Source organism: Stenotrophomonas ginsengisoli, from assembly GCF_001431485.1.
In the GTDB taxonomy this organism is placed as follows: domain Bacteria; phylum Pseudomonadota; class Gammaproteobacteria; order Xanthomonadales; family Xanthomonadaceae; genus Stenotrophomonas; species Stenotrophomonas ginsengisoli.
The window spans coordinates 59905-72601 of the sequence record NZ_LDJM01000004.1 but is presented as its reverse complement, the minus strand read 5'-3'; the positions used below and the strand labels follow the sequence as shown (position 1 = coordinate 72601).

General features: G+C 67.4%; 8 protein-coding genes. 5 read left to right on the top strand and 3 right to left on the bottom strand.

What is annotated here, in order from left to right; all coding sequences use genetic code 11:
* Position 1 precedes the first annotated feature (1 nt).
* Positions 2–2101, top strand: coding sequence for a glycosyltransferase (locus ABB30_RS01140; RefSeq protein WP_057636405.1), 2100 nt, complete (start codon positions 2–4; stop codon positions 2099–2101).
* Between the two features lie 24 nt (positions 2102–2125).
* On the opposite strand, the gene ABB30_RS01135 is transcribed toward ABB30_RS01140, so the two are convergent.
* Positions 2126–4153 (bottom strand): bifunctional (p)ppGpp synthetase/guanosine-3',5'-bis(diphosphate) 3'-pyrophosphohydrolase, encoded by a 2028-nt coding sequence (locus ABB30_RS01135; protein WP_152980487.1) that lies wholly within the window; start codon positions 4151–4153, stop codon positions 2126–2128.
* Positions 4154–4344: 191 nt separating this feature from the next.
* Here ABB30_RS01135 and ABB30_RS01130 point away from each other — a divergent pair, with 191 nt between their 5' ends.
* Positions 4345–4857, top strand: a complete 513-nt coding sequence (locus ABB30_RS01130; protein ID WP_057636403.1) for a hypothetical protein — start codon at positions 4345–4347, stop codon at positions 4855–4857.
* Positions 4858–4937: 80 nt separating this feature from the next.
* A complete protein-coding gene (locus ABB30_RS01125; RefSeq protein ID WP_083489604.1) occupies positions 4938–5366 on the top strand; it encodes a DUF4124 domain-containing protein in 429 nt (142 codons plus the stop codon).
* A gap of 21 nt (positions 5367–5387) precedes the next feature.
* On the opposite strand, the gene hrpA is transcribed toward ABB30_RS01125, so the two are convergent.
* Positions 5388–9482 carry an ATP-dependent RNA helicase HrpA gene (hrpA, locus tag ABB30_RS01120; protein WP_057636401.1) on the bottom strand — a complete coding sequence of 1365 codons (4095 nt, stop codon included), beginning with the start codon at positions 9480–9482 and terminating at the stop codon, positions 5388–5390.
* Between the two features lie 85 nt (positions 9483–9567).
* Between hrpA and ABB30_RS01115 the strand changes: the two genes are divergently transcribed.
* Together ABB30_RS01115 and recQ are read left to right on the top strand one after the other, a co-directional pair.
* Positions 9568–10170, top strand: coding sequence for a Dps family protein (locus ABB30_RS01115; protein WP_083489606.1), 603 nt, complete (start codon positions 9568–9570; stop codon positions 10168–10170).
* Positions 10171–10292: 122 nt separating this feature from the next.
* Positions 10293–12092 carry a DNA helicase RecQ gene (recQ, locus tag ABB30_RS01110; RefSeq protein ID WP_057636400.1) on the top strand — a complete coding sequence of 600 codons (1800 nt, stop codon included), beginning with the start codon at positions 10293–10295 and terminating at the stop codon, positions 12090–12092.
* 15 nt (positions 12093–12107) lie between these two features.
* Here the strand turns inward: recQ and ABB30_RS01105 are convergent, their stop codons facing one another.
* Positions 12108–12695: an ECF-type sigma factor gene (locus ABB30_RS01105; RefSeq protein WP_057636399.1), complete on the bottom strand. Its 588-nt coding sequence runs from the start codon at positions 12693–12695 to the stop codon at positions 12108–12110.
* Positions 12696–12697: the final 2 nt, after the last annotated feature.

Below are 12697 nucleotides of genomic sequence, written 5' to 3'. Positions count from 1 at the left end.
TATGCCCTCAACCCTGGCCGACGCCCGTTACTGGCTGCAACGCCTGCTCGGCCTGGCCCACCGCAGCGCGGCCAGCCTGCGCACACGCGGCTGGCGCGCCACCTGGTCACGGGTCCTGGTGCATGCCCGGCCACCGGCCGCACAGAGCCGGCCGGCGCTGTATCTGCCCGCTGCCGTGCCGTTTGCACCCTTCACATTGCCAAACAGCAATGAACCACGGGTCAGCATCATCATTCCGGTCTACAACCAGGCCGCCCATACCCTGGCCTGCCTGCGCGCCATCGCCGCCCACCCACCGCAGGCCAGCATCGAGGTCATCGTCATCGACGATGGCAGCAGCGACCAGACCGTGCAGTGGCTGCCCCAGATCCACGGCCTGCGCTACGAGGTGCGCGGGTGCAACGGCGGCTTCATCCATGCCTGCAATGACGGCGTAGGCCGCAGCCGTGGCCAGTACGTGGTCCTGCTCAACAACGACACCATCCCGCAGCCCGGCTGGCTGGACCGGCTGCTGGAAACCATTGAGGGCGTCGCCAATGCCGGACTGGTCGGCAGCCAGCTGCTGTATCCGGACGGACGCCTGCAGGAATCCGGGGCGGTACTGTTCAGCGATGGCAGCGCCTGGAGCTACGGCCGCTTCGAATCAGCCACCGATCCGCGCTACAGCGCCCTGCGCGACAGTCATTACTGTTCGGGCGCTTCGGTCATGCTCAGCCGCCGACTGTGGGACGAACTGGGTGGTCTGGACACGCGCTACTGCCCCGCCTACTACGAGGATGCCGACCTGGCCATGCGTGTGCGCCAGCGCGGCCTGCGCGTGCTGGTGCAGCCGGCCAGCCAGGTCGTGCACGACGAAGGCACCAGCCACGGCACCGACGTGCGCAGCGGGCTGAAGGCACACCAACTGCGCAACCAGCACACCTTCGCCCGGCACTGGCAGGCGCAACTGGCCAGCCATCCGGCCCCGGGCAGCATTCCCGGCCCGGGATTGCTGCACCAGGGCCAGGCGCAGGTGCTGATCATCGATGAAACCCTGCCGCAGCCGGACCGTGATTCGGCCTCGCTGCGCCAGACCCACCTGCTGCAGCTGCTGTCCGGGCTGGGCGCCCATGTGGTCATGCTCTCCACCTCCGCTGCGGCCGGCGATGCCGGTGCGGCAGCCCTGCGCCGTGCCGGCGTGGAAACCTGGCCGGCGGCCAGCATCGGCAGCCTCGGGCGCTGGCTGGCCGAGCATGGCAAGCGTTTTGACAGCATCATGCTGGTCCGCCATCACCTGGCCCAGGCCAGCCTGCCCTTGGTACGCAAGTACGCACCGCAGGCGCGCATCCTGTTTGACACCGTCGACCTGCATTACCTGCGCGAGGCGCGCGGCGCGGAAGTGGCCAATGATCCGGCCCTGCGCAGCGAGGCCGCACGTACCCGCAAGCGCGAACTGGCGGTGATGGCCCAGGCCGACATCACCGTGCTGGTCAGCGCCGCCGAACAGGCCCAGCTGCGTACCGATGCGCCGCAGGTGCGCACCGCCCTGATTTCCAACCTGCACCAGCCGCAAACCCGGCCACCGGGCCGGGAACAGCGCAAGGACATCGTCTTCGTCGGCGGTTTCGGCCATCCGCCCAACACCGATGCGGTGTTGTGGCTGCTGCGCGAGATCTTCCCGCTGATCCAGCCACACCTGCCCCGGGTACAGCTGCACCTGATCGGACAGGATCCACCGGCGTCGGTGATGTCGCTGGCTGCCGGCATGCCACAGGTGACCGTGCATGGTTACGTGGCCGACATTGCCCCCTACATGGATGGCTGCCGGCTGGCCGTGGCACCACTGCGCTTCGGAGCCGGGGTCAAGGGCAAGGTCAACCTGAGCATGGCCCACGGGCAGCCGGTAGTGGCCACGTCCTGCGCGGCCGAGGGCATGCACCTGCAGCACGGCCATGACGTCCTGATCGCCGATGACGCGGCCGGCTTCGCAGCAGCGGTCATCGCGCTCTACAACGATCAGGTGCTGTGGCAGCAACTGGCACAAGGCGGGCTGGAAAACATCCGCCAGCATTTTTCGCTGGAAGCCGCCCGCCGCACCGTCGCCGAGGTATTCCTGCCCTGAGCGGCAACCGGGCAACCGGGTCGATCAACCGACCCGGCGCACCTCGTCCACTCCCGGCAGGGCATCGATCTTGCCCAGCAGGTTGGACAGCTGGTCGTAATCGGCAACCTTCAGGCGCAGGCGCAGCACGGCCCGGCCGGAGTCGCGCACGTTGTCCGAGTTGATGTCCAGCACATAGGCATCGGCCTGGGCGATCAGGTTGGTGATGTCCTTGAGCAGCCAGCGCCGGTCCACGGCCAGCACCTGGATGTCGGCCTCGTAGCCACCACCGGCCCGGCCCCATTCCACCGGCATCACCCGCTCCGGGTGCAGCGCCGACAGCCGGGCAAACGCACTGCAGTCACTGCGGTGCACGGTCACTCCGCGGCTCAGGGTCAGGTAGCCGGCAATCGGCTCGCCGGCTACCGGGCGGCAGCACCGGCCCAGCTGGACCAGCAGGTTGCCGACCCCATCGATGGTGAAACCACGGGTATCGGTACGCACCGGCTTGGCCGTGGGACGCGGCAGGGCCGGGCTGGGCTCGACCGGCTTTTCGGCCTCCAGCAGGGCCCGGCTGATCGCATTGGGGCCGATGTCACCCAGCGCCAGCGCGATCAGCAGCTCCTCGATGCTGTCGGCATGGAAGCGCGCCAGCACCTTGCCCAGGTCGGCCGAGAGCAGGCCCAGGCGGCGCAGTTCCTTGTCCAGCAGCTCGCGCCCGGCCTCGATGTTGCGCGCCCGGTCCAGCTTGTGGAACCAGCCACGCACCTTCTCGCGCGAGCGGTTGCTGGCCAGGTAACCGGCACTGGGCATGAGCCAGTCACGCCGCGGGTCCGGCTCCTTGCCGGTCATGATCTCGACCCGGTCGCCACTGCGCAGGTGGTAGGTCAGCGGCACGATGCGGCCGTTGACCTTGGCCCCGCGGCAACGGTGCCCGACCATGGTGTGCACGTGGTAGGCAAAATCCAGCGGGGTCGCGCCGGCCGGCAGGTCCATCACCTCGCCCTTGGGGCTCAGGGCATAGACCCGGTCTTCCAGCAGTTCGGCATCCAGGGCGCCGGCCAGCTCCTCGCCACTGCCCTCGCCGGCCTGCTCCAGCAGCTGGCGCATCCAGGTGATCTTGCGCTCGAAAGCACTCTCCGCGCCCTTGCCGCCCTCCTTGTACTTCCAGTGCGCGGCCACGCCCAGCTCGGCCTGCGCATGCATCTGGTGGGTGCGGATCTGCACCTCAATGGTGCGCCCTTCCGGGCCGATCACCGCCGTGTGCAGGGAGCGGTAGTCATTGGCCTTGGGCCGGGCGATGTAGTCATCGAACTCACTGGGCACCGGCACCCACAACGCATGCACCACGCCCAGCACGGCGTAGCAGCTGGCCACGTCATCGACCATCACCCGCACCGCACGCAGGTCGTAGAGCTGGTCAAAGGACAGGCGCTTTTTCTGCATCTTCCGCCAGATGCTGTAGATGTGCTTGGGCCGCCCGGTGACCTCGCCCTTGATCCCGTGCTCGGCCAGGCCGGCACTGAGCTGGGCCTTGACGTTTTCCACGTAGTGCTCGCGGGCCAGACGGGTCTGATCGACCTCCCGGGCGATATGCCGGTAGGTGTCAGGCTCCAGGAAACGGAAGGCCATGTCCTCCAGCTCCCACTTCAGCTGCCAGATGCCCAGGCGGTTGGCCAGCGGGCCATGGATGTCACGGGTCAGCTGGGCCAGGGCGCGCCGCTCATCCTCGCTGCGCCGTGGCGCGGCCTTGAGCAGGGCGAGCTGGCGCGCCAGCAGGATCGGCACCACCCGCAGGTCACGGATGATGGCCAGCAGCAGCCGACGCAAGCCTTCGCCGTTGCGCCCTGCCTCGCGCCCGGCATGCAGCGCCCAGACCTGGTCGGCGGCATCCTGGCTGTCGAGCAGGCCATCGACCACGGCCAGCAGCGCCGATGGCAACTCCAGCTGGGCGCGTCGCTCACGCAGCAGTGGCATGTCGGCCAGCAGCGCGGCCAGCACCACCGGCTCTTCGGCATTGAGCCGGGCCAGTGCGTCGCCCATGTCGGCCAGCGCAGTCCAATCCATGCGCATGCTGGAAACGGCCAGCTCCTGATGGCCAGCCCACACCCGCACCAACTGCGCGCGCAGCGGCGCGCCCAGCACATTGAATGCCGGGCGCAGCAACAGCGCCTCCAGCCCGTTCGGCAAAATCTCGTTCACAACCCTGCACCTGCCATGGATGCCCCTACACTAGGGGCAACTGCCACCGGGAACAATCTCCAATGAAGGCTGTATCACGCCTGTTCTGCATTTGTCTGCTGGCCTCCGCGCTGGCACCGGCTACTGCCCTGGCCCAACGTGTGATCAACACCGATCTGCAACAACAGATGAGTGCCGAGCAGTTCCGGGCAGCCGGCCTGGACAAGCTCAGCCCGGCCGAACTGGCCAGCCTCAATGCCTGGCTGCAGGGCACGGTGGAACAGGCCGCCGCCCAGGTCCGCGAACAGGCTCTGGAAGACGGCCGCCAGGAAGTGATCGTCAAGCATCGTGGCTTCCTGGATTTCGGCAGCAACGAGCCGATCAGTGCCACCCTGCCGGGCAGCTTCAACGGCTTCGGCAAGGGCCGTCAGTACACCCTGGACAATGGCCAGGTCTGGGAGCAGACCGACACAGCCACCCTCAGTGGTGCCCGTGGCGAGAACAAGAGCGTGCGTATCACCCCGGGGCTGATGGGCGTCTGGTACCTGCAGGTGGATGGCCACAACACCCGTGCAAAGGTGCGCCGGATCAAATAATCCGGCATCGCCATGCCGGTGCGATTGCCTGATCGCGCCGGCCATGGCAGTGTGCGCCTACTTCCACGAGCCGCTCGCCCATGATCCGTTCCGCTGTCTTGCTTTTGCTTTGCCTGCCGGGCATCGCCGCCGCCCAGGTCTACAAATGCAGCGGGAAATCCGGCGAGACCGTGTACTCCCAGCATCCCTGCACCGCCAGCGCCCAACCCCATGTGCTGCGCAACGGCCAGCTGGCCGGCAGCAACCTGCGTGTTGACCGCCAGTGCCTGGACCAGGCCCGCGCCGGCATCTATGCCGCCTCCAACGACCGTGTCGCAGCGCTGCAGCAACAGATCAAGCTGCTGCAGGAGTCGGGCAACAATACGCCGCGCATCACCCAGCTGCGCCAGGCCATCACTGCCGAAAACCGCAACGCCAACCGTCAGGCCAGCGAGGCGCGCGCCGACTGCATGCGCGAGCAGGAACAAGAGCAGGCGCCGGTCATCGAAAACAGCCAGTCCGACACCTGATCAATCCACACTGCAGCGCACTCAGCGCTGCAGTGCAGCCACCCGCTGCGCCAGCTTCTTGGCCGATACCGTGCCGCGCACGCCCAGCTCCTGGGCAAAGGTCTGGATGCGCAGCTCTTCCAGATCCCAGCGCAGCGCCTGCCATTGGGCGTCGCCGGCCCGCCCGGCCAGTCGTGCCGCGTGCAGGGCGTCGGCAAACGGGGTCAACTCCAGCATCCGCGCCTGGTCCTTGGCCGGATCGCGCTTGGCCCGCTCGGCACGTACCAGCATGCCCTTGAGGTAACGCGGGAACTGGGCCAGGGCATCGGCCGGGGTCTCACGCAGGAAGCCGGGATGGATCAGCCCGGCCAGCTGCCCGCGCAGGTCATCCAGGTTGCCCTTGGCCCAGCCCATCAGCGGGGACTCCAGCTGCGGCTTGATCTGCCCGGCCAGGCCGAGGATGGTCTCGGCCAGCTGCAGGCGGCTCATCGCCTCGCCGAACAGGGTCTTGCCGGCCTGGGCCAGACGCAACTGGAAGCTGTCCGCATCGCGGATGGCCTCCAGCCCCTCGGCCAGCACCGCGTTGAGCGCGGCATCGACCAGGTCGCCGCGCAGGCGCTCCTGGGTTTCAATGGCCGCATACAGCAGGCCGGTCTTGGGCGACACCGGCAATTGCTTGCGTGCCTGCTTGATCTTGTCGGCCAGGCCGATCTCCAGCAGGCGGCGCACCCCGCGCGGGTGCTCCAGAGCCGCCTCGCTGCGGTCGGCAAAGATGCGCAGGGCGGCACTGTCGCCCGTATCGACCAAGGCCGGAAACGCCGGCACGCCGGCTTCGCCAGGCACCTGCACAGGAATCGGGGTTGCGGGAAACACGGTCAATCCTTCTGCTGCCAGGGCGCGCCCTGCGCGCACCGCAAATGCCTGCCCGGCACGCTCGCCGAAGCGCGCACGCAGGGCCTCCAGGTCACGCCCCTGGGCCAATACCCTGCCCTGCTCATCGCGCAGACGATGGTTCATCTGCAGGTGCTGCTCGATGCTGTCCGCCTCGAAGTCGGTGGCCGCCACGCTGGCCCCGGTGGCCTTGGACAAAAAGCGCGCCAGTTCGCCGCTGATGGCATCGGCACTGGGTTGCGGCCAGGCTTCGAAGAAGGCGCGGGCAAAGTCCGGCGCCGGTACATAGTTGCGGCGCATGGCTTTGGGCAGCGAACGGATCAAGGCCGCCGCCTTCTCGGCCACAAAGCCCGGGGCCAGCCAGGTCAGGCGCGCGGCATCCAGCGCTCCGAGCAGGTGCAAGGGCACTTCCAGGGTGACGCCGTCATCCTCGCTGCCCGGCTCGAAGCGGTAATGCAGCGGCAGGCGCGCATCGCCCAGGGCCAGATACTTGGGATACAGATCGGCCTGGCTGCCCTCGCCGGGCAACAGATCGGCTTGCGACCAGTACAGGCCACGGCGCTTGTCCGCATCCAGGCCCTTCCACCAGCTGTCCAGCTGGGCCGCCGAATGGATCTGCCCCGCGACCCGGTCCAGATACCAGCGCGCCTGCCATTGCTCATCGGCAACGATACCGGCACGGCGCAGCTTGGCTTCTTCCTCACGGGCCTTTTCCAGGGTTTTCAGGTTGTCGGCCACAAAGCCGGCGCGGCTGCTGATCTCGCCCGGCACCAGCGCCTGGCGCACGAAGATGTCGTGCGCGCCGGGCGGATCGATCGGGCCGTAATTGACCGGCTTCTTCGGTGCCAATACCAGGCCGAACAGGCTGATCTGTTCGCTGGCCACCACCTGCCCGCGCGCACGCGCCCAGTGCGGGTCGAAGTGCTTGCGTGCCAGCAGGTGCGGGATTTCCTCGATCACCCAGTCCGGCTCGATGGCCGCATTGCTCAGGCCCCAGACCTTCTGCGTATCCAGCAGGGTGGCGGTGAGCACCCACGGCGGCGGCCGCTTGGCCAAGGCCGAGCCGGGGAACAGGGTGAAGCGGCGCTGGCGCGGGGCCTGGTAATCGCCCTTTTCGGTGCGATGACCGACCTGGGTCGGCAAACCGGCAATCAAGGCGCGATGCAGGGCTTGATAGGCGGCGGCAATGACCTTGTCGGGCACCGCATCGCGGGCCGCTGCCTGTGCCGGTGCCGCCGTGGTTTTCAGCGGCGCGGCAGCCGTTGCAGCGGCCGGCGCCGCCTTGCCCTCGCGGGCCAGACGATTGGCCCGGTGCTGCTCGCCACGCCGCGCCTTGATCGCCACCTGGCCATCGTTGCCGGCCGCCGGCAGTTTGGCCGGAGCCGCCAGCAGGGCAACCTGCGCCGCCTGGCCGGCATCGGCCTCCCAGCCCAGCTCGGCGCACAGCAGGCGCAGCTGGCGGTGCAGCTCGCGCCACTCGCGCATGCGCAGGAAGGCCAGGAAATTGCGCCCGCACCAGTCGCGCAGCTTGCCCTGGGTCAGCTCCTCGTGGGCCTGGCGGTAGCCATCCCACAGGCGCAGGATGCCGACAAATTCCGAACGCCCGTCGGCAAACTGGGCATGGGCGTTGTCGGCGGCCTCGCGCGCCTCGGGCGGGCGCTCGCGTGGGTCCTGGATACCCAGGAAGGCGGCGATGGTGATCATCGGCGCCAGGCAATCGTGCTGGTGTGCGGCCACCAGCATGCGGGCCAGCTTGACGTCCACCGGCAGGCGCGCCATCTGCTTGCCGATCGCGGTCATGCGGCGCTGCTCATCCACCGCGCCCAGCTCGACCAGTTGCTGCCAGCCATCGGCAATGGCGCGCTCGTCCGGCGCTTCCAGGAACGGGAAATCCTCGATCTTGCCCAGCCCCAGCTGGAGCATGCGCAGGATCACCCCGGCCAGCGAGGAGCGACGGATTTCCGGATCGGTGAATTCCGGCCGGGCCTGGAAATCAGCCTCGGCGTACAGACGCACGCACACGCCCTCGGCCACACGCCCACAACGGCCCTTGCGCTGGTTGGCGCTGGCCTGGGAGATGTCCTCGATATGCAGACGGTCCAGCTTCTGCCGCGGGCTGTAGCGTTTGATGCGCGCCTGGCCCGGGTCGATCACGTAGCGGATGCGCGGCACGGTGAGCGAGGTTTCGGCCACATTGGTGGCCAGCACGATGCGCCGCCCGCCCTGCGGGTTGAACACCCGGTCCTGGTCGGCCACCGACAGGCGGGCATAGAGCGGCAGCACTTCGGTGCTGCGGTATTTGCGCTTTTCCAGCAGCTGGTGGGTCTCGCGGATCTCGCGCTCGCCGGGCAGGAAGATCAGGATGTCGCCACGCCCATCCTGGCCGGTGATCTCGTCCACCGCAGCCACGATGCCCTCGCCCACGGTGCGCTCGCCGGCATGTTCGCCCTCGCCTTCCAGCGGGCGGTAACGCACGTCCACCGGGAAGGTACGCCCTTCCACGCTGACTACCGGGGCATCATCGAAGTGCGCGGCGAAACGGCCGGTGTCGATGGTGGCCGAAGTCACGATCAACTTCAGGTCCGGGCGCTTTTTCAGCAGGGTCTTCAGATACCCCAGCAGGAAGTCGATGTTCAGGCTGCGCTCGTGCGCCTCGTCCACGATGATGGTGTCGTAGCGGCTGAGCCAACGGTCACTGGCAATCTCGGCCAGCAGGATGCCGTCGGTCATGAACTTGATGCGCGAGGCGTCACTGACCTTGTCGGTGAAGCGCACCTGGTAGCCGACCACACTGCCCAGCTCGGTATTCAGTTCCTGGGCCACGCGGGTGGCCACGGCACGCGCGGCAATCCGCCGCGGCTGGGTACAGCCGATCATCCCGGCACTGCCGCGGCCGGCGGCCAGGCACAGCTTGGGCAGCTGGGTGGTCTTGCCCGAGCCGGTCTCACCGGCAATCACCACCACCTGGTGGTTGCGGATCAGCTCGATGATGCGCTCGCCTTCGCGGGCGATCGGCAAGGCGGTATCCAGGCTGATCGCCGGCGCACTGGCCTGTCGCTGCGCACAATGGGCCATCGAGGCCGTCAGTGCCTTCTCGAAGGCCTGCTCCAGTTCGGGCTTGCCCGGTTGGGCATTCCAGCGCGACCATAGACCGAGCAAACGCCCCCGATCCCGGCTCATCGCCGAATCGATGGCAGCCCGCCGTGCACGCAGACGCGCGCTCCCTTCCTTTTCAATAGCACTCATCAATGGACAGCCATCAAAGCTTTCATGACGCAACCGCGTCTGGATTGTCTATTGTGACCGCAACCACGTGAGCAGTGAGGAACCCATGGCAAAGAACAAAGCAGACAAGGCCGAAAAGCCGGTCAAGACGCCAGCAGCAGCCAAGCCCGGCAAGCCGGCCAAGGCTGCAAAGCCCGCTCCTGCGCCGGCCACCACCACGGCGGCCAGCAGCGCACCGTCAATCAACATCGGCATCAGCACGGCCGAACGCGAGAAGATCGCCGATGGCCTGTCCCACTTTCTGGCCGATGCCTACACCCTGTACCTGAAGACCCACAACTACCACTGGAACGTCACCGGTTCGATGTTCAATTCGCTGCATGCGATGTTCATGGACCAGTACACCGAGCAGTGGACCGCGCTGGATGAAATCGCCGAGCGCATCCGCGCCCTGGGCTTCAAGGCACCGGGCAGCTACCGCCAGTTCGTCGCCCTGGCCTCGATCGAGGAAACCGTGCTGGAAGACAGCAGCGACTGGCGCGCCATGGTGACTGACCTGGTTGCCGGCCACGAAGCGGTGTGCCGCACCGCCCGCCGCGTGCTGGACATCGCCGCTGATGCCGACGATGCCCCGTCCGAAGACCTGCTGACCCAGCGCCTGCAGATCCACGAAAAGTACGCCTGGATGCTGCGCTCGCTGCTGCAGTAAGCCAGCACCGTCACGCCATCCCCCACATGCCCGGCTTGCCGGGCATGTCTTTTTGTCGCAGTACGGCCCGCATTTGCAGCGATGGGCGCATTCACCCGGCCCGCAGGCGGTATCCTGTGCCCATGCACGATCCATGTTTGGGCGCCCTGCGCGACGTATTCGGCCACCCTGATTTCCGTGGCCGCCAGGGCGAGATTGTCCGCCACCTGACGGCCGGCAACGATGCCCTGGTCCTGATGCCCACCGGGGGCGGCAAATCGCTGTGCTACCAGATCCCGGCACTGGTGCGCGAAGGCACCGGCATCATCATTTCGCCCCTGATTGCCCTGATGCAGGACCAGGTCGAGGCACTGCGCCTGCTTGGCCTGCGCGCGGAGTACCTCAACTCCACCCTGGAGGCGGACCAGGCCCAGCGCATCGAACGCGCCCTGCTGGCCGGCGAGCTGGACATGCTCTACATCGCACCGGAACGTTTGCTCGGCGCGCGCACCCTGTCCCTGCTGGACCGCGCCCCGATCTCGCTGTTCGCCATCGACGAGGCCCACTGCGTATCGCAGTGGGGGCATGACTTCCGGCCCGAATACCGGCAGCTCACCGTCCTGCACGAACGCTGGCCGCAGGTGCCTCGCATCGCCCTGACCGCCACGGCCGATCCGCCGACCCAACGCGAGATCGCCGAACGCCTGCAGCTGGAACAGGCACGCTGGTTCGCTTCCTCCTTCGACCGGCCCAACATCCGCTACACGGTGGTGCAGAAGGACAACGCCAAAAGCCAGCTGCTGGAATTTCTGCGCGGCCACCGCGACCAGGCCGGCATCGTCTACTGCCTGTCCCGGCGCAAGGTCGAGGAAACCGCACAGTTCCTCAGCGACAAGGGCTTCCAGGCCCTGCCCTACCACGCCGGCATGCCGGCCGAGGTGCGCGCGGCCAACCAGCGCCGCTTCCTGCACGAAGACGGCATCGTGATGTGCGCCACCATCGCCTTCGGCATGGGCATCGACAAGCCGGACGTGCGTTTTGTCGCCCATACCGACCTGCCCAAGTCGATGGAGGGCTACTACCAGGAGACCGGACGTGCCGGACGCGATGGAGAACCCTCCGAGGCCTGGCTGTGTTATGGCCTGGGTGATGTGATCCTGCTCAAGCAGATGATCGAACAGGGCGAGGCGTCCGAGCAGCGCAAGCAGCTGGAACGGGCCAAGCTGGACCACCTGCTGGGTTACTGCGAATCCATGCAGTGCCGGCGCCAGGTATTGCTTGCCGGTTTCGGCGAAACCTATCCGCAGCCTTGCGGCAACTGCGACAACTGCGCCAATCCGCCGGCCAGCTGGGATGCCACCACCGCCGCACAAAAGGCCCTGTCCTGCGTCTACCGCGCCGGCCAGCGTTATGGCGCCACCCACCTGATCGACATCCTGCGCGGCAAGCAGACCGACAAGGTCAGCGCTGCTGCCCACCAACAGCTGACCACCTTCGGCATCGGCAGTGATCTGGACGAACGCGCCTGGCGCAGCGTGTTCCGTCAGCTGGTCGCCGGCGGCCTGCTGGCCGTGGATGCCGCCAACCATGGCGCCCTGCGCCTGACCGAGGCCAGCCGCGAGGTCCTGACCGGCAAGCGTGCTATCCAGATGCGCCGCGACAGTGCCGCGCGCATGCCACGCAGCCGTGACGAGCAACGCACCGGGCTTGCCGTGTTGCCCGCCGACCTGCACCTGTTCAACGCCCTGCGCGGACTGCGCCGCGAACTGGCCCAGGAACAGGGCGTGCCGGCCTATGTGATCCTGCACGACTCCACCCTGCGCATGATCGCCGAGCAGCGCCCGACCAGTGTTGCGGCGCTGGGCCGGGTCGGCGGCATCGGTGGCAGCAAACTGGCCCGTTATGGCCAACGCATTGTCGAGCTGGTCAGCGAGCAGGGCTGACCCAACCGTTGCCACTCAGCCGATGAATTCATTCAACCAGGCGCGACCAAAGCGCAGGTCACGATCCACGGTGGGCACCGAAACATCCAGCAGCACAGCAATTTCCTGCCGGCTCATGCCGGCAAAATAGGTCAGCTCCAGCACACTGGCCATACGCCGGTCCAGTTCACCCAGCCGGTCCAGACCCTGCTGCAGGGTCATCAGCTCGGCCAGGCTGTCGCCCTGCGGTGTGGGGTCGGTCAACAGGGACAGGGTCACCCGCTGATCATGCCCGCCACCACGCTTCTGGCTGGACTGCGCGCGCAGGTGATCAATCAGCACCGAGCGCATCTTGAGCATCGCCACCGCCACGAAGTGGCTGCGGTCCTTGTAATCAGGGCTGCTGGAAATGATGCGCAGCAAGGACTCATTGACCAGCGCCACCGGCTGCATCGTGCCCTGCCCCTGGCCGGCATAGCGCTGCCGCGCCAGGGCCAGCAGCTCGGCATACATCGCCTCCAGGGCACGATCGCGGGCCAGCAGATCGCCTTGTTGCCAGGCATGCAGGAGCTGGGTGACCTGCGGGTTTATCCGCCGGGTTACCGAACTGAGCTCGTCTTCCATTG

What these genes read in the sequence shown, in the direction of transcription:
- ABB30_RS01115 (WP_083489606.1), top strand. Translation starts at nt 9,568, where the DNA reads ATGGCAAAGAACAAAGCAGACAAGGCCGAAAAGCCGGTCAAGACGCCA.
- recQ (WP_057636400.1), top strand. Translation starts at nt 10,293, where the DNA reads ATGCACGATCCATGTTTGGGCGCCCTGCGCGACGTATTCGGCCACCCT.
- hrpA (WP_057636401.1), bottom strand. Translation starts at nt 9,482, where the DNA reads ATGAGTGCTATTGAAAAGGAAGGGAGCGCGCGTCTGCGTGCACGGCGG.
- ABB30_RS01140 (WP_057636405.1), top strand. Translation starts at nt 2, where the DNA reads ATGCCCTCAACCCTGGCCGACGCCCGTTACTGGCTGCAACGCCTGCTC.
- ABB30_RS01105 (WP_057636399.1), bottom strand. Translation starts at nt 12,695, where the DNA reads ATGGAAGACGAGCTCAGTTCGGTAACCCGGCGGATAAACCCGCAGGTC.
- ABB30_RS01135 (WP_152980487.1), bottom strand. Translation starts at nt 4,153, where the DNA reads ATGCGCATGGATTGGACTGCGCTGGCCGACATGGGCGACGCACTGGCC.
- ABB30_RS01125 (WP_083489604.1), top strand. Translation starts at nt 4,938, where the DNA reads ATGATCCGTTCCGCTGTCTTGCTTTTGCTTTGCCTGCCGGGCATCGCC.
- ABB30_RS01130 (WP_057636403.1), top strand. Translation starts at nt 4,345, where the DNA reads ATGAAGGCTGTATCACGCCTGTTCTGCATTTGTCTGCTGGCCTCCGCG.